The organism is Lachnospiraceae bacterium (genome assembly GCA_022794035.1).
Classification (GTDB): domain Bacteria; phylum Bacillota; class Clostridia; order Lachnospirales; family Bianqueaceae; genus CALWPV01.
In genome coordinates this window covers 64,971-89,861 of sequence record JAAWDX010000006.1, presented here as the reverse complement: position 1 = coordinate 89,861, position 24,891 = coordinate 64,971, and the positions used below count along the sequence as shown (strand labels likewise).

At 45.0% G+C, this 24,891-nt stretch carries 20 protein-coding genes and 4 tRNA genes; 21 read left to right on the top strand and 3 right to left on the bottom strand.

The window, feature by feature from the left end; translation table 11 throughout:
- The first annotated feature begins 90 nt into the window (after window positions 1–90).
- The 12 genes from HFE64_06115 to HFE64_06060 all read left to right on the top strand — a co-directional run bounded on the left by HFE64_06115 (window position 91) and on the right by HFE64_06060 (window position 11,045).
- Window positions 91–378 (top strand): co-chaperone GroES, encoded by a 288-nt coding sequence (locus HFE64_06115; GenBank protein ID MCI8633036.1) that lies wholly within the window; start codon window positions 91–93, stop codon window positions 376–378.
- A 21-nt stretch (window positions 379–399) separates the two neighbouring features.
- The gene (gene groL, locus HFE64_06110) at window positions 400–2,025 is read left to right on the top strand and encodes a chaperonin GroEL (GenBank protein ID MCI8633035.1); all 1,626 of its coding nucleotides are present in this window, start codon (window positions 400–402) and stop codon (window positions 2,023–2,025) included.
- 176 nt (window positions 2,026–2,201) lie between these two features.
- A complete protein-coding gene (locus HFE64_06105) occupies window positions 2,202–3,029 on the top strand; it encodes an AraC family transcriptional regulator (GenBank protein ID MCI8633034.1) in 828 nt (275 codons plus the stop codon).
- Between the two features lie 21 nt (window positions 3,030–3,050).
- On the top strand, window positions 3,051–3,527 hold the full coding sequence (locus tag HFE64_06100; GenBank protein MCI8633033.1) for a 2-C-methyl-D-erythritol 2,4-cyclodiphosphate synthase: 477 nt from the start codon (window positions 3,051–3,053) through the stop codon (window positions 3,525–3,527).
- A gap of 565 nt (window positions 3,528–4,092) precedes the next feature.
- Window positions 4,093–5,532, top strand: coding sequence for a hypothetical protein (locus tag HFE64_06095; GenBank protein ID MCI8633032.1), 1,440 nt, complete (start codon window positions 4,093–4,095; stop codon window positions 5,530–5,532).
- Between the two features lie 7 nt (window positions 5,533–5,539).
- A complete protein-coding gene (locus tag HFE64_06090; protein MCI8633031.1) occupies window positions 5,540–7,165 on the top strand; it encodes an extracellular solute-binding protein in 1,626 nt (541 codons plus the stop codon).
- 19 nt (window positions 7,166–7,184) lie between these two features.
- Window positions 7,185–8,666 carry a hypothetical protein gene (locus tag HFE64_06085; protein ID MCI8633030.1) on the top strand — a complete coding sequence of 494 codons (1,482 nt, stop codon included), beginning with the start codon at window positions 7,185–7,187 and terminating at the stop codon, window positions 8,664–8,666.
- A 125-nt stretch (window positions 8,667–8,791) separates the two neighbouring features.
- Window positions 8,792–8,878, top strand: a tRNA-Leu gene (locus HFE64_06080).
- 6 nt (window positions 8,879–8,884) lie between these two features.
- Window positions 8,885–8,957: transfer RNA gene (locus HFE64_06075), tRNA-Phe, on the top strand.
- 28 nt (window positions 8,958–8,985) lie between these two features.
- Window positions 8,986–9,056, top strand: a tRNA-Gly gene (locus tag HFE64_06070).
- Window positions 9,057–9,059: 3 nt separating this feature from the next.
- Window positions 9,060–9,133: transfer RNA gene (locus HFE64_06065), tRNA-Arg, on the top strand.
- 409 nt (window positions 9,134–9,542) lie between these two features.
- A complete protein-coding gene (locus HFE64_06060) occupies window positions 9,543–11,045 on the top strand; it encodes a flotillin family protein (protein ID MCI8633029.1) in 1,503 nt (500 codons plus the stop codon).
- Between the two features lie 19 nt (window positions 11,046–11,064).
- On the opposite strand, the gene HFE64_06055 is transcribed toward HFE64_06060, so the two are convergent.
- Window positions 11,065–12,591 (bottom strand): YifB family Mg chelatase-like AAA ATPase, encoded by a 1,527-nt coding sequence (locus tag HFE64_06055; protein ID MCI8633028.1) that lies wholly within the window; start codon window positions 12,589–12,591, stop codon window positions 11,065–11,067.
- Window positions 12,592–12,767: 176 nt separating this feature from the next.
- Here HFE64_06055 and dprA point away from each other — a divergent pair, with 176 nt between their 5' ends.
- The 9 genes from dprA to HFE64_06010 all read left to right on the top strand — a co-directional run bounded on the left by dprA (window position 12,768) and on the right by HFE64_06010 (window position 22,635).
- Entirely contained in the window at window positions 12,768–13,976 is a 1,209-nt protein-coding gene (dprA, locus tag HFE64_06050; protein MCI8633027.1) for a DNA-protecting protein DprA, read from the top strand.
- A 21-nt stretch (window positions 13,977–13,997) separates the two neighbouring features.
- Window positions 13,998–16,085 (top strand): type I DNA topoisomerase, encoded by a 2,088-nt coding sequence (topA, locus tag HFE64_06045; protein MCI8633026.1) that lies wholly within the window; start codon window positions 13,998–14,000, stop codon window positions 16,083–16,085.
- Window positions 16,086–16,111: 26 nt separating this feature from the next.
- The gene (locus tag HFE64_06040) at window positions 16,112–16,882 is read left to right on the top strand and encodes a GTP-sensing pleiotropic transcriptional regulator CodY (GenBank protein ID MCI8633025.1); all 771 of its coding nucleotides are present in this window, start codon (window positions 16,112–16,114) and stop codon (window positions 16,880–16,882) included.
- Between the two features lie 49 nt (window positions 16,883–16,931).
- Entirely contained in the window at window positions 16,932–17,615 is a 684-nt protein-coding gene (locus tag HFE64_06035; protein ID MCI8633024.1) for a sigma-70 family RNA polymerase sigma factor, read from the top strand.
- A 145-nt stretch (window positions 17,616–17,760) separates the two neighbouring features.
- Window positions 17,761–18,558 (top strand): 30S ribosomal protein S2, encoded by a 798-nt coding sequence (gene rpsB, locus HFE64_06030; protein MCI8633023.1) that lies wholly within the window; start codon window positions 17,761–17,763, stop codon window positions 18,556–18,558.
- Window positions 18,558–19,478 (top strand): elongation factor Ts, encoded by a 921-nt coding sequence (locus HFE64_06025; GenBank protein MCI8633022.1) that lies wholly within the window; start codon window positions 18,558–18,560, stop codon window positions 19,476–19,478. The genes rpsB and HFE64_06025 overlap by 1 nt, the downstream gene beginning before the upstream one ends.
- 128 nt (window positions 19,479–19,606) lie before the next feature.
- Window positions 19,607–20,854, top strand: a complete 1,248-nt coding sequence (locus HFE64_06020; protein ID MCI8633021.1) for an L-rhamnose isomerase — start codon at window positions 19,607–19,609, stop codon at window positions 20,852–20,854.
- Window positions 20,855–20,860: 6 nt separating this feature from the next.
- Window positions 20,861–21,673, top strand: a complete 813-nt coding sequence (gene rhaD / locus HFE64_06015; protein ID MCI8633020.1) for a rhamnulose-1-phosphate aldolase — start codon at window positions 20,861–20,863, stop codon at window positions 21,671–21,673.
- A gap of 5 nt (window positions 21,674–21,678) precedes the next feature.
- Window positions 21,679–22,635 (top strand): tRNA-dihydrouridine synthase family protein, encoded by a 957-nt coding sequence (locus HFE64_06010; GenBank protein MCI8633019.1) that lies wholly within the window; start codon window positions 21,679–21,681, stop codon window positions 22,633–22,635.
- A gap of 98 nt (window positions 22,636–22,733) precedes the next feature.
- Here the strand turns inward: HFE64_06010 and HFE64_06005 are convergent, their stop codons facing one another.
- Window positions 22,734–23,993 carry an MFS transporter gene (locus HFE64_06005; GenBank protein ID MCI8633018.1) on the bottom strand — a complete coding sequence of 420 codons (1,260 nt, stop codon included), beginning with the start codon at window positions 23,991–23,993 and terminating at the stop codon, window positions 22,734–22,736.
- A gap of 17 nt (window positions 23,994–24,010) precedes the next feature.
- A complete protein-coding gene (locus HFE64_06000) occupies window positions 24,011–24,790 on the bottom strand; it encodes a DeoR/GlpR transcriptional regulator (protein ID MCI8633017.1) in 780 nt (259 codons plus the stop codon).
- Window positions 24,791–24,891 lie beyond the last annotated feature (101 nt).

The following is a 24,891-nucleotide window of genomic DNA, read 5'->3' as shown; positions in this document are numbered from 1 at the left end:
AATAAGATATAGCACAGTTGGTTAGCACTCGATAGAGGTGAGTGCTAACAAGAGAGTTAAAACGATCATGCGTATAGGAGGTTAGTTTAAATGAAATTAGTTCCATTGGGAGACAAAGTGGTTGTAAAGCAATTAGAGGCAATTGAAACAACAAAATCCGGTATTGTGTTGACCGGCGGCGCAAAAGAAAAACCCCAGGAGGCAGAAGTAGTTGCAGTAGGCCCCGGCGGTGTGATCGATGGAAAAGAGATTAAGATGGAAGTAAAGCCTGGCCAGAAGGTAATGTATTCTAAATACGCAGGAACCGAAGTGAAACTGGACGGCGAAGAGTTCATTATTTTGAAGCAGAATGATATCTTGGCGATTGTAGAAGAATAAAAAGTTTAGGAGGTCTGAGTTATGTCTAAAGAAATTAAATTTGGAATTGAGGCAAGAAACGCGCTGCAAAGCGGCGTAGATCAGTTGGCTGATACCGTAAGAGTAACCATGGGACCGAAAGGCCGTAATGTAGTGCTGGATAAGAAGTTTGGTGCTCCGCTGATTACCAATGACGGTGTGACGATTGCAAAGGAGATTGAGCTGGAGGATCCCTTTGAGAATATGGGAGCGCAGCTGGTTAAGGAGGTTGCGACTAAGACAAATGACGTGGCCGGCGATGGTACCACGACAGCAACCGTGCTGGCGCAGGCTATGATTCATGAGGGCCTTAAAAATATTGCGGCCGGCGCGAATGCAATTATTTTGCGTAAAGGTATGAAAAAGGCAACGGATCAGGCTGTTGAGAGCATCAAGGCAATCAGCACGCCGGTTAGCAGCAAGGAGCATATTGCGCAGGTAGCCGCTATCTCTGCTGGAGATGAGGAAGTCGGCAATATGATCGCTGATGCAATGGAGAAGGTTTCCAATGATGGCGTCATCACGGTAGAGGAATCCAAAACCATGAACACGGAGCTGGATCTGGTAGAAGGTATGCAGTTTGACAGAGGATATTTGTCTGCTTACATGTGCACCGATATGGATAAGATGGAAGCTAATCTGGATAATCCGTATATCCTGATTACCGATAAAAAGATCAGCAACATTCAGGAAATTTTGCCGCTGCTGGAGCAGATCGTGCAGACCGGCGCAAGAATGCTGATTATCGCAGAGGATGTTGAAGGCGAGGCCTTGGCTACTTTGGTAGTGAATAAGCTGCGCGGCACCTTCAATTGTGTGGCTGTGAAGGCACCTGGCTTTGGTGATAGAAGAAAGGCAATGCTGGAAGATATCGCCATCTTGACCGGCGGTCGTGTGATCTCTGAGGAGGTTGGTCTTGAGCTGAAGGATGCTTCTTTGGATATGCTTGGCCGTGCAAAGTCTGTTAAGGTTCAGAAGGAAAATACCATTATCGTGGATGGTATGGGCGATAAGGCGGCGATCGCTTCTCGCGTGGAGCAGATCAAGGCTCAGATTCAGGAGACAACTTCTGATTTTGACCGTGAAAAGCTGCAGGAGCGTCTGGCAAAGATGGCCGGCGGCGTAGCTGTGATCAAAGTAGGAGCAGCTACAGAAACAGAAATGAAGGAGAAAAAGCTGCGGATGGAGGATGCTTTAGCAGCAACGCGTGCGGCTGTAGAAGAGGGCATCGTTTGCGGCGGCGGCAGTGCTTTCATTCATGCTATTCAGGATACGAAGAAGCTGGCTGATACACTGGCGGGAGACGAGAAGACAGGCGCGGAGATTATTGTTAAGGCGCTGGAGGCTCCTGTTCGTCAGATCGCGACTAATGCAGGAACAGAAGGATCTGTGGTTGTCAATAAGCTGATGGAGGCTGCTACGGGTACTGGCTATAATGCACTCACAGATGAATATGTAGATATGGTAGCTGCCGGTATTATTGATCCGGTTAAGGTAACACGTACGACACTGCAGAATGCAACGTCTGTTGCCGGCACCTTCCTGACAACGGAGGCAGTGGTAGCTGATAAGCCTGAGCCGGAGGCTCCGGTGAATCCGGCTGCCGGCGCTGGCATGGGTATGATGTAAGCAGCTGCTTTGCAGAAAAAATAAGAGAGCACTGGCTGTTCTTTAAAGGAACGGCCAGTGCTTCTTTGATATTATTGGAATCATGAGTTGCATTCAAAAAATCAAAATGATATACTGATAGCATGAAGAAAAGGAAAACAGGATTGGATAGAGAGGGAAAAAGCAGCATGTGTAATATGGAAATTGCGACGGAAGAATTTAACCCTAAGGTGATGTTTCACTATAAAAATAAAACGGTCTATGAAGTACCAGAGCATACTCATGATTTTTTAACAATTCAATATATTGTATCAGGGCGCTGCACTTTTGTGATCAACGGACAGGAATTTGAGGCGAAAAAGGAAGATCTGGTGATCATCAATCCGGGAACGTTGCACCGTCATACAGCTTCGCAGGGGAAAAACGAGGCTACGGTTTTTAATTTAGGAATTGAAAATTTGAATATAAAAGGATACCCACAGAACTATATCCCGATTTGCAGCTCTGTGATGCCCATTCGTAAATATCAGCATGAAATATATAATTGTTATCATGAGATTATCACTACACAGGAAAAGAAGGATGTGGGCTGGGATCTGATGACAAAGGTTTTGAGCCAGCAGTTTTTGGTATTGGTGTTAAAAGAGCTTTCGCCGCAGCGGTCGGGCAATATTCAGGACTATTTTCAGCTTAAGATGTATGATAAAAATACAATTGCGCAGACGATCAGCCATTATTTTCAGGAGAACTATATGAAAAAGATTTCGGTGGAAGAGATTGCGCGGTATACATATTTAAGCACAACCTATGTAACCAAAATTTACAAGGAAATTACAGGGGATACACCGATCAATTATTTAATCAGTCTGAGAATGGACAAGGCCAAGGAAATTTTGGAAGAGGGACATTTTTCGGTACAGGAAGTGGCTAAGCAGGTGGGGTATGACGACCCTTATTACTTTAGTAAGCTCTTTAAAAAACGCTACGGCTGTTCGCCTTCCGACTATAAAAAAAAGACCAGTTAACAAATGAGAGAGGTAAGAAAGATGAGGATAGGAATCGGGTATGACGTTCATCAGCTGTGTGAAGGGCGCAGGCTGATCTTAGGAGGCGTGGACATTCCCTTTGAAAAAGGATTGCTGGGCCACTCGGATGCCGATGTGCTGATTCATGCGATGATGGATGCGATTTTGGGCGCGCTTGGCCAAGGAGATATCGGAAAGCATTTTCCGGATTCCGATTCTGCCTATAAGGACATCTCGAGCCTTGTGCTGCTGGAGCATGTGGCGCGGATTATGCGGGAAGCTGGCTATCAGATCGGCAATATGGATGTGATCCTGATTGCGCAGCGCCCTAAGGTCGGTCCGTATTTTGCACAAATGAAAGAGCTTTTAGCCCAGGCACTGAGCTGTGAGCCGGAGAGGATTAACTTGAAGGCGACAACGGAGGAACACCTTGGATTTACCGGACGAGAAGAGGGAATGGCAGCACAGGCGGTATGTTTATTGGAAGAAAATAGATGAGAAAATAGGCTCATTCGTATGGAGACGAATGAGCTTTTTTGTTTAGATAGAAAAAAGAAATCAAATTTGAAATAGAAGTTTTTTGCTAAAGGGAAAAGAAGGAGCAAAATAGGTAGAAATAGAAGTTGACAGAAAACATTTCGTGTTATATAATTTGGATAAAGGGAAAATGAATAAGAAAATTACTTTGTCTTCAGGGGTTTATAATATGCAGGCAGAAGCATATCCGTGGTTAGGCTATAAGCTGATAAGATCAACGGCTAATTGTCAAGTAGAGGGATCCAGATTGGGACATAATTTAATTGTAGAGAAAGACTCATAAAGTTACGCTGGCAAATTTATTTGCCAGCATAATTTTAAATAAGAGGAAAAGAAAATGAGAAAAGTATGTATAATCTGTGCAATTATAATTTTTATAATAACAGCTTGCCAAACAAATCAGATACAAACGGAGCCGAGTGTTTCAAGTGAAAAACCAGACAAGTTGATTATTTATGCTGTAGGAGATAAAGTAAATCGTACAATCAATGGGGAAAGAGCAGACTACTATTGTACGAGTTATACAATGGGGTCTTTTGGCCCTTTGGTAGATAAAGCAGGTGAAAAAGGATATATTTATTATGAGGCTTTTCAAGATTTTGAGGAGAAAACTGGGATAAAAGCTGAAGTTCAGTATTTTCCCTATTTAGATAAACTGGAGGAACAAGTTTTAGAAGATAGAAAATACGGAAAAGTACCAGATGTACTTATTATAGATCAGGGAGCATGGGTAGACTTTAAAAATGGCAATAATATGTACCGAATTTTAAATGGTGATTGGTTTTTTGATTTAAAACCGTATATAGATCAGGATGAGCTTTATACGAATGGCAATTACTATGAAAAGGTTTTAGAATCTGGAACCTATCAGAATAGTCAGTTGCTGCTGCCATTAAGCTTTAATATAAAGACAATTTTTACATCTCGGCAAACTATGGAGGATACGGGAATTTACTTATATCCGGAAATGAACGGGCAGGAGCTGTTAATGCAAATGGAGCAGGCCTGTGTCAGAGCAGAAAAAAGAAAACCAGTCATTGATACATTATCGCTATGGAGCTCTGCAAGCATGATGATACCGGTTTTTTGGGAAAGTACAGGACTGCCTCCTGTTGATTATGAGGCGCAAGCAGTGACACTGGATCAGGATTTGTTTGAAGATATGGCAGTCTTTATAAAGGCTTATTTTAAGCAAGATATGGAAGAAAACTGGGATGAGATTGTAAAGAATGCTGCTGTATATCTGAATTCCGGCCAGTGGGGCATCATGGATATGCCAGACTGGAATAACAGTCTGGATGCACAAAGGAATAGTCCGGCGATTCATCAAAAGGAAGAGGCGAAAATGTGGCTTGAAAATGGTGCCTTTTATGTGGAAGGAAACAGTAATAGTACATATCGGCATGGGTTTACTGGTCAGTGTATGGCATTAGATACTTTATATGATGAGAGAAAAGAAAAGATGCAGATGATCGGAATTCCGATGTACAGGGAAAGCGATGCCTATATAGCAGAGGTGCAGATGATGGGCGGTGTGATGAAAGAAAGTGAAAGCCCCTATTATGCATATCAATTGCTGAAATTTATCTTAGATCATGAGTATACACCGTATTATAGCGTTTCGGTATCTAAAGAGGTGACCACTCATATGCTGGATGAGTTAGAAAAAATGACCTATAAGCTTTATTTATCATTAGGAAATACTTGGGACGAAAATATTGATCTGAGTAAAGAAAGAGAAGAGTATCAATATGTCCTGAATCCCTTAAAATCAGAACGAAGAGAACAGATTGATTATATGCTGGATCATGTGGCGGGAGCAGTGCTGCCGCAGTGCTCTATTTACATGCCGATATCATGGCATCTACAGGCATATGCACTAGAATATGAGACGTTGGAGGAGGCGTATGAAGGGGCTTGTCGCGATCTGGAGAAGGCGCTGATGTTTACATTAAAAGAGGGGTGAGATTACAATGAAGAAGATAGGTATGATTTGCCTGCTTTTGGTTATGAGTTTAACAGCCTGTCAAATACCACAGGAAGAGGGAGTTATAAGAAGTGAGGAAAAACCTGAAAAGCTAGTGGTATATGCGATAGGAGATCATGTGAGCTGTAAATCTGCAGAGGGAGAAAGAACAGATTATTATTGTACCAATTATACGATAGGACCATTTGGTCCCGTTGTTAATGATATAAGAGAGAGGGGATATATTTATCATGATGCTTTTCAAGAGTTTGAACGGGAGACAGGGATAACGCTGGAGATCCAATATTTTATAAGCATGAATGAGCTGGAACAGAAAGTTTTAGAGGATAAAAAGAGCGGAATGTTTCCAGATGTGCTTGTTATGGACCAGAGGATATGGGCAGGAGAGGCCCAGATTGATAATATCTATCGCATTATCGAAGAAGAGTGGTTTTTTGATTTAAAACCATATGCGGATCAGGATGAACTATATACGACAGAGCAGTATTATGAAACAGTATTAAAGGCAGGGGTATATCAGGGAAAACAACTGATACTTCCCCTTAGCTTTAATATAAAAGCAATTTTCACCTCAGATCAAGAAATGGAGGATATAGGCGTTTATTTGTATCAGGAAATGAATGGGCGAGAAATACTGATTCAAATGCAGGAAGCGTGCATGAGAGCGGAAAAAGGAGAGGTCGCGGTTGATACGCTGTCACTCTGGAGCTCTATGACTGCGATTATACCAATCTTTTGGGAGAGTACAGGGCTGGATCCTGTTGATTACGAAGAACAAACAGTGACGCTTGATCAAGATCTGTTTGAAGAAATGGCAATTTTTATAAAAAGTTATTTTAAGCAGGATATGGAAGAGGAGTGGCAAGAAGTAGTAAGAAATGCATCTTCATACTTAAACTCAGAACATTGGACAGTTTTAAGTGTACCAAGTAGTGAAGCTAGTTTGGATAACCAAAAAGATACTATATCCATGATGCAGGAACAAGCGAAAGCATGGCTAGACAATGGCTCTTTTTATATTGAGAGTAATAGTGAAAGTATGTATCGTCATGGTTTTGCCGGGCAGTGCATGGCATTAGATACATTATATGATGAGAAAAAAGAAGAGATGAAAATGGTAGGGATTTCAAAGTATGAAGAGAGTGATGCTTATATAGCAGAGATTCAGATGATGGGAGGTGTGATGAAAGAAAGTAAAAATCCATATCATGCATATCAACTGCTGAAATATATAGCAGATCATGACTATGCACCTTATTATAGCGTTTCTATCTCAAAAAAAGTGACAGCTGACATGCTGGATGAGCTGGAGAAAATGACATACACACTTTATCTAGGACTTAGTAATGCATGGGCAGAAGAGATTGATTTTAGCAAAGAGAGAGAAGAGTATCAATATACGCTTAACCCATTAAAATCAGAACGAAGAGAACAGATTGCTTATATGCTGGATCATGTGGCGGGAGCAGTGCTGCCGCAGTGCTCTATTTACATGCCGATATCATGGCATCTACAGGCATATGCACTGGAATATGAGACGCTGGGGGAGGCGTATGAAGGGGCTTGCCGCGATCTGGAGAAGGCGCTCGCATTTACATTAGCAGGAGAATAATAGGATAAGGAGAAAGTTGATGAAGCAAAGAGTAAAATGTATGATAGTATGTTTAATGATTATTTTGCTTTGTTTTACCGGATGCAAGCAGCAGAATTTAGAAGAATCCAGTCAAGTTGAACAGGAAAAAGTGACGCTTCGCTGGGCAGTGATGGGTAGGGCAGAGGAAACTTTGATTGCTTATCAAAGAGCCGGAAGAGTGAATCAATTACTGGAGGAAAAAGGATATCCGATTCAGCTTGAACTGATTTATATTGGAAATTCAAAATTGGGCAATCAGCTGCAGATTTTAAGGGAGCAAGAAACAAAATTTGATATTGTAACGTTTCAGATGATGAGCTGCGGAGGAGCTCAGGAAATGGAAGAGATGCTGCTTCCGCTGGAGGCGTATCTGACGGATGGGGAGCCTTTAGAAGAGGTGTATCAGCTTTTTTCTAAAGAAATATGGGAGGCAGATCAGGTAGAGGGCCATACATATAATTTGGGACGCCTTTTGCATGTCGTCTCTCCTACGTATTCAATAGTAGCAGAACATCAGGAAGAGGCACCGAAGTATCCGGAAGAGATATTTTTGGCAGGGAACGAGGAAGCAATTGGAAAGTTGAGGCGCGAATCTGAGATTTGGGGGATGGTACCAGAGCCCTATATTGGAGATTGGTCGGATGGAATGTATATGCAGCATGCATTTCATATGATTGCACCGGGCGTTGGATTTAGCATGGACGGAGGAGAGGCTTTTGAAAATGTTTGGGAAAGCGAATATGCCAAACAAAAAGAACAGACAGAGATAAGTAATTTGGATGAAAAAAACTATGTGAGCATAATGGGGAGCAATGTTTTTGAGGCAGAAAAGAGCATGCGCTACTCTGTGAGTGATCGACTGACCTATACCTATACGGAGACCGACGGTGAAGCACAAAATGAAAAAAAGATTTATTGGTTTGTTTGCCCGGCAGCTGATAAGATGAGACTGGTTCCCAGTCTGGAGCAACAGTATACCTCTATATTGAAAAATTCAGAACACATAGAAGAAAGCCTAAAGCTATTAGCCATATTAAATACAGATCAGGAGATCTGCGAAGCATTTTGCGCAGAGAGCAAAGAAACAGCACAGGAAACGCTCCCTGTTTTTACGGCACTTTGCAATGCGTCTGGAAATGAAGGGGAAAAGAGAACAGCGCAAGAACAAAATGAATGCTTTGCAGCGCTTGAGGAAAATCAAAAGTCTCCGATATTAGGGTTTACCTTTGACCGCAGGCCGGTCGAGGAAGAAGTGCGCAGGCTGGAGGAGCTGGAAAGAACCCGGCATATGGAGCTTGTGATTGAGGTTACACAGAGGCTGGAGGCTGAAATAGACGATGAGGAGCAGCTAAAGCTGGTGACAAAAGAAATATGGCTTGAAAAGATGGCTGATTATAAAAGAAAGCTAAAAGAAGCGGGCATTGACCGTGTGATTGAAGAGGCTAACAGACAGCTGGCAGCTTGGCAGGATTCTCGTTAATCAGCCGTCTAATAGGGCGAGAATTTATTCAAAAACTTGAAAAAACATGTTGACATTCTAAAGCAGGTATGCTATTATAATATCCGTCGCGAAATGAAAGTTTTCGACGGGGTGTTGAACCTGCTGCCGGAGTGGCGGAATTGGCAGACGCACAGGACTTAAAATCCTGCGGGACTTATACTCCCGTACCGGTTCGATCCCGGTCTCCGGCATTTCGTGCCCAGATAGCTCAGTTGGTAGAGCAGAGGACTGAAAATCCTCGTGTCACTGGTTCGATTCCGGTTCTGGGCATTTTTCATTGGATGATTTAGTATTATGTGCGGGTGTAGTTCAATGGTAGAACACTAGCCTTCCAAGCTAGATACGAGGGTCCGATTCCCTTCACCCGCTTATGCGTGCATAGCTCAGCTGGATAGAGCGCTTGGCTACGGACCAAGAGGTCGCGGGTTCGAATCCTACTGCACGCAGTGAAAGCTACTTAGTAATGCTAAGTAGCTTTTTTGATTTTAATACGGCAGAAGATGAAATTTTATTATCAATACTTGACAAGTAATATAGAAAATAGTATAATAAAATACATAAAAGGGAGTAGACTACATCCGATGGATGGTTCGAAAGCGTCAAGTCGATACAGCTTTGCTGTATCCGTATCGAACGAAATGTGCGAGACTTTTAACATTCCAAGAAGCAATTCTTGAGATGGTTGGAAGTCTTTTTTGCATATAAGAAATCTGATCTTAGTCTACAGAGACTTCCCCCTGAATACGCTCTTCGGGGATACGGAGGATGCATTGGCGAAGCTCTTAAGAAAGGAGGAAAAGAGGGGATAAGCGAGGCAGACCTAGAGCGATAATAAAAAAGGAGAGAAATAAACATATGTTAGCATTACTTGCAGAAAACATAGGGCTGGTCATAGGGATTGCAGCCGCTCTGATCGTGATTTTGATTTTGGCAAGCGGATACGTAAAAGCACCGCCGGATACGGCATTTATCATTTCTGGACTTAGAAAAAAGATTATCATCGGTAAGTCTAGTATTAAAATTCCGTTTTTAGAACGGATAGACCGTCTGAATCTGAAGCTGATACCGATTGATGTAAAGACATCCAATGCCGTACCAACAGCAGATTATATCAATATTCAAGTGGATGCGGCCGTCAACGTTAAAATCAGCAGTGAAAAAGACAAACTGGCTTTGGCAGCAGAAAACTTTCTGAATCAGAAAACAGAATATATTGCACAGGTGGCCCGCGAGGTTTTGGAAGGCAATATGCGTGAAATTGTTGGCCGCATGCGGCTGGAAGAAATGGTAAGCGACCGGCAAAAATTTGCACAGCTGGTAAAAGAAAATGCAGATCCGGATCTGGCGGCAATGGGACTGGATATCGTAAGCTTTAATGTGCAGAACTTCACGGATGGCAACGGTGTGATTGAGGATCTGGGAATTGATAATATTTCTCAGATCAAAAAGAAGGCGGCGATTGCAAAAGCGGAAGCTGAAAAAGAAATTGCAGTGGCAAAGGCAGAAGCTGACCGGCAGTCTAATGATGCCCGGATCAATTCGGAGCGTGAAATTGCGATCAAAAATAATGAGCTGGATATTCAAAAAGCAGATTTGCAGAAAACAGCTGATACAAAGAGAGCAGAAGCAGATGCCGCATATGAGATTCAAAAGGAAGAGCAGAGAAAAACCATTGAGGTGACGGCGGCCAATGCTAATATCGCGCGCGAGGAACGAAATGTTTTGCTGAAGCAGCGCGAAGCGGAAACGAAAGAAAAATCACTGGATGCAGAGGTTAAGAAAAAGGCGGAAGCCGATAAGTTTGCCAGACAGCAGAAGGCGGAGGCCGATCTATTTGAACGTCAGAAGGAGGCGGAGGCCCGTAAATTTGAAATTGAAAAAGAGGCGGAGGCTCAGCGTTCTAAAGCGGAGGCTGACCGCTATTCCAAAGAACAGGAAGCCGAGGGAATTCGCCGCGTAGGAGAAGCGGAAGCAGAGGCGATTCGGGCAAAGGGAATTGCAGAGGCAGAAGCTATGGAAAAGAGAGCAGAAGCGTATCAGAAATACAATAATGCGGCTATGGCGGAAATGCTGATCAAAGTATTACCCGATATTGCTGGTAAGATCGCTGAGCCTCTGACGCAGATTGATAAGATTACAATCATCGGCGGAGACGGAAGCGGTGTTGATTCCGTTTCAGGCAACGTTCCTAATGTGATGGCGAAGCTGTTTGAATCGATGAAAGAAACAGTAGGAATTGACCTGGGAGAGATTGTGAAGGCTGGAACCTATGACGCCAAAGTGAACCGAAATATCCATGTAAGCGGTTTGGAAAACAAAGAGATCCCGGAAGGGACTACAGAAATCATAACAGACTAAGGAGAGGCGGGATGCTGTTTTAGGACAGCATCCCGTTTATATTTAAGCGGTATTGGAGAGCCTCCATGAGGTGCTGCTGCTCAATATGCGTACAGCCATCTAAGTCAGCTAAAGTACGGCTAATACGGAGAATTTTATGATAAGAGCGAAGAGTCAGCTGATAGTGTTCATAAGCCTCCTGCATAAAAGCAGTAAGAGAAGGAGAAAGGGAGCAAACCTGACGGACTGTTTGCAGATCCATGCGGGAGTTATAAATGGTCTCAGAGGAAAAGCGCTGAGCTTGGATTTGTCTGGCCGCTTGAATGCGGCAAAGTGCCTCCGAATAGGTAAGGGAAGAGGTTTGCTTCAGATCGCTAAAAGGAACCGGAGACAGTGTCAGAACTAGATCAATTCGATCTAAAAGAGGGGCGCTGATTTTGTTGAAATACTGCTGGATGCGGGAGGAAGAACAATGACACTGCTCGGTGTTAGGATAATAGCCGCAGGGACAAGGATTCATACTGGCAATGAGAAGAAAATCAGCAGGAAAGCAAAACGAAGCATGAAGGCGGTTTAATATAATCTGATGCTCCTCTAGCGGCTGACGCAGACTTTCTAAGCTTATACGTGAAAATTCAGGCAGTTCATCTAAGTATAAAACACCGTGGTGCGCTAAGGTGATTTCGCCGGGACGAGGGATACTTCCGCCGCCGATAAGCGAGGAGACGGGGATGGAGTGATGAGGAGCGCGAAAAGGATGCTCTGAGATGAGCGGTTGGTCTGAGGGGAGAAGATGACAGGCGCTGTAGATTTCGGTCAGCTGGATTTTTTGGGAATCACTAAGGGGAGGTAGCAAAGAAGGAATGGATTTGGCAAGCAGGGTTTTGCCACAGCCGGGAGGCCCGATAAAGAGAAGATTGTGCATGCCGGCAGCGGCAATCATAAGCGCCCGTTTGGCGATGGTTTGTCCATGGACCGAATCGAAAGAGGAGGAGACAGGAGCATTTTTCGGCTTTGCCGGAATGAAAGAAGGAGGAGAGGTTCGGCCGCAGACGACAGATATGGCCTGCGAGAGGCTGGTAAGGCCCCATAGGGCCGGAGGATTGGCGAGGGAGGCCTCTTCGGCATTGTCCAGCGGTAAAAAGAGATGGGAAAAGGAACGGTGAAGCAGGCAATGCGTTAGCGGAAGAGCGCCGTGAAGCGGTTTGAGATCGCCGTTTAGAGAGAGCTCGCCGAGAAATGCAGAGGTTTCTAGGACGGCGGGAGGGAGCAGCCCTTGACAGGCGAGGATGCTAAGGGCAATGGGGAGATCTAAAACGGAAAAGACGGCAGCAGAAAGAGGAGATGCGGGCGAAGCAGGGCGGATGTTGATGGTGATGCGTGATGGCGGTAAGGGATACCCACAGCTTTTTAAGGCGCTGCGGATGCGTTCGCGGGCGAAAGAGGCATGGCTGCTGGGAATGCCAACGATATTAAAATAAGGAAGGCCATTTCCGATAAAACATTCTACTTCTGTAATCAGACCGGACAAACCGGAAAGAAGTGCACTATAGGTGTGTTGAAACATAAAACCTCCAAATCTTGGTATATCAATAGTATCGGAGGAAAAGAGGACTTTTTTACATCTTTACAAAAAGTTCATGGAAATATCATAGTAAATTTTCAAAATTCCCACTATACAAAACAAATCCCTTCGCTTATAATAAAATACGGCTGGAGATCTGAGAGATTGGAGCGTAACCAATGGATCAGAAACTCAAGAAGAAGCGGCTGGCATGCTTAGAGCTGAGCCTGCTCACAAGCAGAGCTGGACAGGCAGCACGGTGGTGCATGCAGTATGGCTCGGCGGTCAGCTTTTTAGAACAAATACAAAAATCAGGAAAAAGTCTGCCTCTTAGGGAAAAAGAGCGGCAGGCTATTCTTTCACTGGGAGAAGGCTGGAGACAGGAACAGCCGTCTCAAATAGCAGAACAGGTCTTAAATGCATGTCAAAAACAGGGAATTGCATGGATTACGTATGAGGAAAAAGAGTATCCCTATCTTTTAAAGCAGATTCCGGATCCGCCTCTGGTGTTATACTACAGAGGGAAAGAAGAGCTTTTTTCTCTGCCATGTGTTTCGGTCGTAGGGTCAAGACGGGCAAGTGCATATGGACAAAAGGTTGCCTATGAGCTTGGAGGAGCAGCAGCCGGAGCAGGGCTTGTGGTTGTCAGCGGTTTGGCGAGAGGAATTGACTCATGTGCCCATAAAGGAGCATTAGATGCAGGCGGGAAAACGCTGGCCGTGATGCCCTGCGGATTAGATCTTTGTTATCCGAAGAATCATTTGTGGTTATACCATAGAATATGTGAAGAAGGGACTGCAGTGTCAGAATATCCTCCGGGGGTACAGGCAGAAAAATGGCATTTTATTGATCGTAACCGTATGATCAGCGGACTCAGCGCGGCCACAGTGGTAGCGCAGGCGGGACCTAAAAGCGGCTCCATCCGTACAGCACAGCTGGCGGCTGAACAGGGCAGGGAAGTATTTGGCGTCCCGGGAGATATTTATGATCCGGAGTATTTAGGAGTGCACCATTTGATTCAGGACGGAGCGAACATTGTGATGAATCCGAAGTGGCTGATCCGATTGTTGGTTAAAAATGATCCAATTAAAATGCAGAGTGAGAAAAAGCTTGGGCATGCTGTGAGATATATGACGAAAAGAAAAAGCGATGAGCTGGCAGATGAACAAAAGATAGCGAAAGAGCTTTCGCAAGAGAGACGCCAGAAAAGCAAACAGGCAGGAGAAGCTGAATGGCTGTATCGCAGCATAGAAGAGTTTGGATGTCTGCCGGAGCAGCTTTGTGAACTTACAGGAAGGAGCGCAGCTGAGGTACAGCGCGCGATTACGATATTGGAGCTTCAGGGGCTGATTAAAAGAGACGCCCGGCAGCGCATTACAAAAGTATAAACGGATTGGCAGGAGGTAAAGATGGCGAAGAATTTGGTCATTGTTGAGTCACCGGCAAAAGCGAAAACGATTAAAAAATTTTTGGGAAGTAATTATCAGGTCATTGCTTCAAACGGGCATATGAGGGATTTGCCTAAAAGTCAGCTGGGCGTGGATATTGAGCATGATTTTGAGCCTAAATATATCACGATCCGGGGAAAGGGCGAATTGCTCAGTCAATTAAAGAAAGAAGCTAAGAAAGCGGATAAAATATATTTGGCAACTGACCCGGACCGCGAAGGAGAAGCTATTTCCTGGCATTTAGCGATTGCACTGGGACTTACGGAAAAACAAATTCATAGAATTACGTTTAATGAGATTACAAAAGAGGCTGTTAAAGGTTCCATTAAAGCGGCAAGAAGGATTGACCAGGATCTGGTGGATGCCCAGCAGGCCAGGCGTGTTTTGGACCGAATTGTAGGCTATCAGATCAGCCCCGTGCTGTGGAAGAAGGTAAAAAAAGGACTCAGCGCGGGAAGAGTCCAATCGGCAGCTCTTAAACTCTTGTGCGACCGGGAGGATGAAATTTCGGATTTTGTACAAGAGGAATTTTGGACAATTGAAGGCAGATTTGTTAAAGAAGGCCAAAAAGGCAGTCTGGGAGCGCGTCTGACGGCGATTGCCAAGGAAAAAGCGAAGATTGAAAATAAGGATCAGGCAGATCGGATTTTAGATCAAATCGTCAAGCAGGGAGAGTATACAGTTGCGGAAATAAAGAGGGGGAAAAGGAGCAGGAAGGCGCCGGACCCCTTTATTACCAGCACATTGCAGCAGGAAGCAAGTAAAAGGCTGAATTTTTCGCCTCAAAAGACGATGCGGATTGCCCAGCAGCTCTATGAGGGAGTTGAAGTGAAAGGCAGCGGTATGGTGGGTCTGATTTCATATTTGCGTACGGATTCCATCCGTATTTCGACCGAGGCGCAGGAAGCGGCCAGAGGCTATATTAAAGAAGAGTTTGGCGAAAGCTATATAGGAAGCGGTATTAAGCAGGAAAAAAGGGGGAAAATTCAGGATGCTCATGAAGCAATCCGTCCTACCTATGTCCAATATGCACCTAAAAGCCTGGAAGAATCCCTGAGCAGAGATCAATACCGGTTGTATAAGCTGATCTGGGAGCGTTTTTTGGCTAGTCAGATGAGTGCTGCCGAATATGAAACGCAGCATATTACTATGATGAGCGGGGATTTTATATTTGATGCGGCCGGCTCAAAGCCTGTTTTTCATGGGTTTATGAAGATTTATCAGGAACAGGATGAAGAAGCGGAAAAGTTTGAAAGCATAGAGGGCCTGCAAGAGGGTGATTTGGTCCAGATCGCAGAGATGGAAGGAATCCAGCATTTTACACAGCCGCCTGCCAGATATACAGAGGCATCTTTGGTAAAGGCTCTGGAGGAAAATGGCGTGGGCAGACCGAGCACGTATGCGCCAACGATTGGAACGATTATTACAAGAGGCTATATTGCCAAAGAGAAACGAACACTGTTTGTTACCGAGCTTGGCAGTATTGTCAATCGAATTATCAGTGAATATTTTAAAAGCATTGTGGATATCCGCTTTACAGCGCAGATGGAAGAATCCTTGGATCATGTCGAAGAAGGAAAGAAGCAGTGGAAAGGTGTGATTCGAGATTTTTATCAGGATTTTGCGCTGCTGGTGGATAAGGCAATGGATGAGCTGGAAAAGGTACAGATTGAGGAGGAGGTCACAGATGTAATCTGTGATAAATGCGGCCGCAATATGGTGCTCAAATATGGACGATATGGAAAGTTCTATGCTTGCCCTGGTTTTCCGGAATGCAGAAATGCAAAGCCATATTTTGAAGAGATTGGCGTAAGCTGTCCTAAATGCGGCGGCCAGGTGCAAATTAAAAAAACCAAGAAGGGCCGTATCTATTATGGCTGTGAAAATAGTACAGGATGTGATTATATGTCCTGGGACAGGCCGACAGAACGGGTATGTCCGCTGTGCGGAGAACGGTTGTATGAAAAAAGAGGAAAACAGAGAAAATTGGCATGTTTAAAAGAAGGCTGCGGATATGTGGAGGCACTGAGTATTTCAGAAGAAGAGTGATTGGGCAGCTTAAGAAAGGAGCAGTTATGACAGAAGAAATCTTGTTAAAGAATATGCGCAGTTTAAATCGCATGATGCAAAGGGCGGGAATTTTAAAGCCGGTATACGAGGAGCTCTGCGCTATGTGTGCCGAAATGCTGGATGCCAGCGCGCTTCTGGCAGATAGAGAAGGGAAAATTATGTGTGTGTATCAAAACAGGCAGCACACAGGCAGTTCTTTTGAAGGGCTGTGCAAGGAGGAGTGCCTGGAGGAGAACTGTGCCAGTTCTTTAAATAGGGTGCTGGATACATGGGAAGATGCTAAAGCAGAAAAATTTGGATTCCCCAAAGGAGAGGGACAGCAATATACAGTCATGCTTCCTTTGGAGAGCGGTGCTGAAAGGATAGGGACATTGATTTTTCAAAGAGCAGGCGAGAATTTTGAGACGCTGGAAATAGCGGTCATGGAATTCGCGGCAGCGCTGATTTGTGTTAACTATGCACAGGTTATTACGGCAGATAAGGAAAAGGAGCGTCAGCAGGCTGAGATTTGCCGCGGGGCGCTGGCGAGCCTCTCGTATTCTGAACTGGAGGCTTCTATCAGTATTTTCGATCAGCTGGGCGGAAGAGAAGGCATGCTGGTTGCCAGCAAAATAGCCGATAGCCAGGGGATTACCCGCAGTGTGATCGTCAATGCGCTGCGCAAATTTGAAAGTGCAGGCATCATCGAGTCCAGATCCCTGGGTATGAAGGGAACATACATAAAAGTTGTGAATCCTACTTTATTTGAAGAAATGGAAAAGTACATAGAAAGATAAAAGCATTACCAGCAAAGCAAACACATCATAAAGGATAGGAGCCTCCTTTATGAAAATGTGTAAAAAGCAACAGCAAATGCTCAGACAGAACAAGATTATGGAGCATATGAACCTGATTTATTATACGCTGAAGCATATAAATATTCATATTCCAAGCAGTATGAGCCAAGAGGATATGGTGCAATATGGCTGCATTGGGTTAATTGAAGCGATAGATAGCTATAAGGAGCAAAAAGGAAAATTCAGTACCTATGCCAGTATTCGTATCCGAGGTGCCATGCTGGACGGGATTATGGAGTATCATTGGTTAAACCGAAGTCAGGTCAGGGATATTCAAAAATGGAAGAAGGCACAGGAGTACCTAGAAGAGCAAAAGGGCACGGAAGCAGAGAGCGGTGAAATTGCAGAATATCTTCAGCTTAAACCAGCAACAGAACAGGCTTGGCAGCGCCTTGCGCTAACCTCGGTGGTTTATAGTGAGAGCCTGACAGAAACAGAGAGGCTCTGCGTACAGGAAGAGTCCAGCATAGAAAGCTGGGAAGAGAAGCGGTGCTTGCAGCTGGCATTTCAGAAGCTGGATGAGCTAGAGAGACGCTTAGTGCTGGAATATTATTTTCAGCAAAAATCGCTGAAAAGCTTTGCAAAGGAAAACCAAATCAATCCTAAACGGATATATATTTTGCATCGGCGGGCATTAAACAAGCTGAAAAAAGCTTTAGAAGAAAATGTATGAAAAGGCTTTACAGACTCAGATATGTGTGATAAAATATGTGATTGAGAAAATAATCCACACATAGCCGGGAGGGCTGCACGGTGCCGTTTCAAACGGTTGCAGACTGGGAAAGGCTATGGAGGAAAAACCAAATGGAGGTATTACAATGAGTGTAATTTCTATGAAACAGCTGCTGGAAGCAGGCGTGCATTTTGGTCATCAGACCAGAAGATGGAACCCCAAGATGGCTCCTTATATCTTTACGGAGAGAAATGGGATTTATATCATTGATCTGCAGAAGACAAGCCGCAAGGTAGATGAGGCTTATGCGGCAGTCAAAGAGATTGCTGCTGAAGGCGGTAAGGTTTTATTTGTAGGTACTAAGAAGCAGGCTCAGGAAACCATGAAAACAGAGGCTGAGCGCTGTGGTATGTATTATGTAAATAATCGTTGGCTCGGCGGTATGCTGACCAACTTCAAGACCATTCGCAGCCGTGTTGCCCGTATGGTTGAATTGGAAAAAATGGAAGAGGAAGGCATGTTTGAAGTTCTGCCTAAGAAGGAAGTTATGATTCTGAAGGGCGAATTGGAAAAACTGCAGAAGAATCTGAATGGTATTCGCGATATGCTGGAGCTGCCGGAATTGATTTTCATTGTGGATCCCCGCAAGGAAAGAATTGCAATTCAGGAAGCGCATATTTTAGGAATTCCTACCGTGGGTATTGTGGATACAAACTGTGATCCGGAAGAGATTGATTTTGTGATTCCGGGTAATGATGATGCCATTCGTGCCGTTAAGCTGATTGCCGGTATGGTAGCCGATGCTGTCATTGAGGCAAATCAGGGCGAGCAGACTACGTTAGCAGAAGAAGAGGCCGAAGAGGCAGAAGTATCTGAAGAGGAAGTACAGGAAGAGCAGGCAGAAGAAGAGACGGAAGAAGTAGCAGAGGAGGAGAACGAATAATGGCAGCAATTACCGCAAAGATGGTAAAAGATCTGAGAGAATTAACCAATGCCGGCATGATGGATTGTAAAAAGGCATTGACGGAAGCCGATGGAGATATGGATGCTGCAGTAGAGATTCTGCGTAAGAGCGGATTGGCCATGGCAGCAAAGAAGGCTGGCCGTATCGCTGCAGAGGGCTTAGTTGCTTTTAAAGTAAGCGAGGATGGTAAAAAGGGCGCTATTGTAGAAGTTAACTCTGAAACCGATTTTGTTGCTAAAAATGAAATGTTCCAGACCTATGTTGCCAATGTGGCTGCACAGGCATTGGGATCTTCTGCTTCCGATATGGAGGCGTTTAAGGCTGAAGCTTGGATTGAAGATGCTTCTAAAACCGTGCAGGATGCTTTGGTTGAGAAGGTAGCTGTTATCCATGAGAATTTGCAGATCCGCCGGTTTGCCAAAATTGAGACAGAGGGCTTTGTAGGGTCTTACAGTCATGGCGGCGGACGCATTGGCGTATTGGTTGAGCTTACCTGTGAGCAGATCAATGATGCGGTTAAAGAAGCAGGTAAGAATGTGGCTATGCAGATTGCTGCTTTAAATCCTCAGTTTGTGAATCGCGATGCGATCCCGGCTGATTTCTTAAATAAAGAAAGAGAAATTTTGCTGGAGCAGGCTTCTAAGGAAAATAAGCCTCAGAATATCATTGAGAAGATGGTTGAGGGGCGTTTAACTAAAGAAATGAAAGAAATCTGCCTGATGGATCAGGTGTATTTCAAAAATGATGAGCTGACCGTTGCTAAATACTTGAAAGAGGTTTCTAAAGAAGCAGGCTTTACGGTGGATGTTAAGAGCTATATTCGCTATGAGACCGGTGAAGGAATCGAAAAGAAGGAAGAGAACTTTGCAGAGGAAGTTGCAAAGCAGATGGGTCAATAATTGAACTGATTAAATTATGAGGAGTGTCGTAAAATCATTTATGCTCAATGCGCAATGGTTGGACGGCGCTCCTTTATTTTTTTAGGAGGCACACGGCGATTTGTGGCGCTTCAGAATGGAGGAGTAATATGGAACGCTTTGAAGAGGCAAAGGCGCAGTATAAGCGGCTGGATGTGGATGTTGAGGCAGCAATGCAAAAAGCAGCGAATAAGCCTATTTCCATTCACTGCTGGCAGGGAGATGATGTACAGGGATTTGATCAGCCTGACAGCGGATTATCCGGAGGAATTCAGACAACGGGGGATTATCCGGGAAGAGCTCGCAATTTTGAAGAACTAAAGAATGATTTTTTGCAAGCGGCCAGCTTGATTCCGGGAAAGAAAAGAATCAATCTTCATGCTTCCTATGCTGTATTTGAAAAGGATGGATGGGTGGACCGGGACCAAATTAAATATTGCCATTTTGTTCCCTGGGTGGAATTTGCAAAGGAAAATGGATTTGGCATTGATTTTAACCCAACCTGCTTTTCACATCCGATGGTGAAGGATGGGTTTACCTTGTCAAGTCCGGATGAAAAAATCAGAAGCTTTTGGGTGCAGCATTGTATCAGAAGCAGGGAGATTGCGCAGCAGATTGGCGAGGCCTTGGGGGATGAGGTGCTGAACAATGTATGGATTCCGGATGGATTGAAGGATATTCCTGCCGATCGCCTAGGCCCCAGAATGCGATTAAAGGAAAGTCTGGATGAAGTCTTTGCCAAATCATGCCCCAATGTGATTGACTGTGTGGAAAGCAAAGTGTTTGGAATCGGAGTGGAGAGCTATACAGTGGGATCCAATGAGTTTTATATGAGCTATGCCATGAGCCATCCGCATGTGTACAATCTATTGGATAACGGACATTACCATCCTACGGAAATGGTGAGCGATAAAATATCAGCGCTGCTTTGCTTTTTTGATAAGGTGCCGCTTCATGTAACGCGGGGCGTACGCTGGGATTCGGATCATGTGGTACTCTTTGATGATGAGATTAAAGAAATTATGAAAGAAATTGTAAGGAATGAAGCGCTTGATAAGGTGCTCATTGGCCTTGATTTCTTTGATGCATCCATCAATCGGATTGCTGCTTGGGTGGTGGGAACGAGAAATGCGCAGAAGGCTCTTCTGTGGGCACTCCTGCAGCCGCATGCACTTTTGAAGCAATGTCAGGATACAGCCGATTATACAAAAAAAATGGTACTCATGGAAGAAGCCAAGACGCTGCCATTTGGAGATATATGGCAAGAGTACTGCCAGAGGCAGGGAGTACCGGCTGATGAAAAATGGCTGGATCAGGTCATGGCATACGAGCGAGATGTTTTAAGCAATAGGAGATAAAATGCGATGAAGGATATTTTAACGGCGCCTTTTTTAACAGAGCTGGTGCGGACGATTACCAATATGTATCAGCATGGATGGGATGAACGCAATGGCGGCAATATCAGTTTGCTGCTGGAAAAGGAGCAGGTCGAGGAATATGTGGACATACGGCAGGTCATCCGGGAGATTCCTACAGGCTTTGAAGCGCCGCAGCTGGCAGGAAAGTATTTTTTGGTCACAGGGACCGGTAAATATTTTAAAAATGTAGCGTATGATCCGGAGCGCAATTTGGGTCTGTTTCGAATTGATGAAAATGGGAAACAGGCACAGCTGCTCTGGGGATATTCAGATGGAGGCAGGTTTACCTCTGAGCTGCCGGCTCATTTGATGAGTCATATCGAACGCTTAAAGATAAGTCCGCAAAACCGTGTGATTATGCACTGTCATCCAGCCAATTTATTGGCGATGACATATGTGCATGATTTGGAGGAGAGGGCATTTACCCGTACACTTTGGCAGATGTGTACGGAATGTATCGTTGTCTTTCCGGATGGCGTGAATGTGCTTCCGTGGATGCTTTGCGGAACCAATGAGATCGGCAGGGCTACGGCAGAAAAAATGCAGACGGCAAGGCTGGTTGTGTGGGCACAGCATGGGATCTATGGAGCGGGCACGGATCTGGATGAAACCTTTGGCTTGATTGAGACAGCCGAGAAGGCAGCGGAGATCTATATGAAGATTGCCCATCTGCCATTAAAAAATACGATTTCGGATGAACAGCTTAAGGAGCTGGCAACAGCCTTTGGCGTAACATACCGTAAAGCATATCTGCAATGAATGAGATGGGGAAAGTTGGCATTTATTTTGCACCGCTGGAGGGCATTACCGGATATTTATATCGCAATATCTTTCATAAGCATTTTGGCGGCGTCGATCGTTATTTTATCCCTTTTATCCAGCCAAAGCAGCATGGCCATTTTAGCAGCAGAGAAAAGAAGGATATTTTGCCGGAGCACAATGGCGGCATGAAGGCAGTCCCCCAGCTGCTGACGAATCAAGCGCCGGATTTTCTGCAGACCAGCAGTCAGCTGGCCCAGATGGGGTATGAGGAAGTCAATCTGAATCTGGGATGTCCATCCCGCACCGTTGTCTCGAAAGGAAGAGGGGCCGGACAGCTGGGAAATTTGGAGGAGCTGGATCGGTTTTTAGAGACGGTTTTTAAAAAGGCAGAGGTTAAAATCTCGGTTAAAACAAGGCTTGGCCTGCACAGTCCGGAGGAATTTGCAGAGATCATTAAGATCTATCAGCGGTACCCGCTGAGCGAGCTGATCATTCATCCGAGGGTGCAGCAGGAATATTATGAAGGAAAGCCCCATATAGAGGCATTCGTATCTGCCTATCAAAGCTACCAAGAAAAAGAGAAGCTCTGCTACAATGGAGATATTTTTTCGACTGCTGATTATGAGAAGCTTTTAAATCAGGTGTCTGATATAAGCAAGGTTATGCTGGGCAGAGGCCTGCTGAGAAACCCGGATCTGGCGCAGCGGTTAAAAGGAGAAGGCAGAGCAGACAAAATGCAGCTGAAGGCTTTTCATGATGATTTATATCAGGCGTATCAGGAGGCATTATCCGGGCAGCGTACGGTACTCTTTAAAATGAAGGAGTTTTGGGTGTACATGGCAGATGCCTTTGAGGATGCTAAAAAGGCAGCAAAGAAAATAAAAAAAGCACAGAAGCTAAGCGAGTATGAACAGGCAGTAGAATCTATGTTTGAGTCAGAGCTTGTTCGCACAGAATAAAGCGCATAGAAAAAGAACGCTCAGGCAGGCAAATGATATGTACCCAGAATACTGGACACATATCAAAAAGCCAGCCGACGGAGCGTTCTTTTTATAATTTATTGAGGAATGTGAATCTGAATTTTACGACAGATAAGGCAAAGCAGTAAACCAACCAGTGCAAAGAGGCCCCAAGCCGTGAGAGCAAAATTCCAGCCCCAGCGCTCTACCAAAATGCCTACGCCGAAGGTGGAAATCGCGGCGCCGACATAGGTCAAAAAGTTTAATATGCCAGTCATGGTAGCGGTTCGTCCTACATGGCTGTAGCGAAGAGGGATCAGACTGATAATCATGAGGTTGACAGCTTCAATGCAGGTGGTCACGATCGCAAAGAAGAGGAGCGTGAGAAAGAGGCTGGATTTGCCAAATAATAGAAGGGCGAATAAAGCAAGGGCAGAAAGCAGAAAGAAAAAGACAGAGGTATTGATCTCACTGCGAAAAAGCTTCTGATTGACAAAATGGCCAAGATAAGGCCCCAGCAGATTAAGAATGGGCAGTACAGTTGTGACGAGGCTTGCAAAGGAAGGGTTGGCGTCAAATCCTTCTACCATAAAGGAGGGAACCCAAGAGGTTACGCCATCACGTAGCATGCCCTGCATCATAGAAGCAGCCATCAGGAGCAAAATAGCGGCGCTAAAAATAAGTGCCTTGATAGGAAGCTTTTTAGCAGTAGAAGCGGGCACCTCAGCAGCGGCAGGCTCAGAGTCCTCTTCATAGATGCCATATTGAGCCTGGTGAGCCGCAATGCGGCGATAAAGAACCGGCCATAAAATGGCGGAAAGAAAAAGAACGCTAGAGGAGCTATAGAAGGCCATGCGCCAGCCGGATATGTAGACCATGAGAGAACAAAGAAGATAGGAGGTGATGTTGCCGATAGAAATGGAAGTGGAAAGATTGACTGTGTATTTAATGCGGTCCTTTTCTGTGAGCATTTCTGCAAATAGGCGCAGAAAGGGAGCCCAGAGCATGGAAAGGGCATAGCCGTTGACAGCCCAGATGATAGCCATCCAGCCGTAGCTGCTGCAGCTTCCCATTGCTAAATTGCAGAAAGCCGAGGTGAGGGACCCGAATAGAATCATGCGCGATGGATTCATGCGATCGCCCAGCAGTCCGTTGATGAGCTGGCCGATGCCGTAGCATAAAAAGAAAATGGTATTGATTGTACCAGCCTGCGACGTCTTTAAAATGCCTTCTAAAATCATCTGCGGCATGACGGCTGAAAAGTTTTTTCTGCCGATATAGGAAGAGAAGTAGACAAACCAGCACAGAAAGAACAGCAGCCAGACCATATGGCGATTCGTTATTTTTTTAGTTTTCATTATGAGAATCCTCCTATTTAATTGGCAGAATGAAGATGAATGCCGGCATCCTGAAGAGCCTGTTTGAAGGAAGAGGAAAGGCCGCCGGCGGTATCTGTAATCAGATGATGCACCTCGTCCAGATCACAGGTTTTATAAAGCGCCCGCTTTTCGAGCTTAGCCCGTTCCGCGAGAATATAGATGCGGCTGCTGCGCCGGATCATGACCTGCGAAAGGGCGTTTTCATCCTGATGATACATGTGGACACCGTCGGAATCAACGGCGGTAGCACCGATAAAGGCCTTGTCTATCGAGAGGTCAGAAAGCTGCCGCTCCGTCAGAGAGCCATGGACCGAGCGGTTTTCAAGGTCCACACGGCCGCCCAGAAAAAGAAGCGAGGCATCGGTCTGTTTTTGCTGCAGGGCAGCAAGAAGAAGGTTGAGGGAAACAATGGAGGTGGTGACAATGGTCAGATGGCGCGCAGTGAGCGCGGGGACAATGGTATCGGTGGTGGCGCCGTGACCGATGAGAATGCTGTCGCCATCTTCGACTAGGGAGGCGGCGATGGCCCCGATTTGCCGCTTGGCGTCAGGATTGGTGAGCGATCGCTCATAGTAGCCTGCTTCCTGCAGATTTTCACGGGGCAGCACGGCTCCGCCGTGAACGCGGCGCGCATGGCCGGCGTTTTGCAAGGCATTGATATCGCGGCGAATGGTTTCGTCTGAAACATGCAGCTGCTCTGCTAAATCGCTGACGAGTACCTCGCCGCAGCGGTGCAGCAGCTGAAGGATGAGGCGCTGTCTTTCTTCTGCTAACATATAATACTCCTTTTAGGGTGTAGTCTTGCCATTTCAATAGGCGTAGCATATACTAAAAAGCCACAAAAGTCAACAGATAATCATAAAAATCAATAATAAAA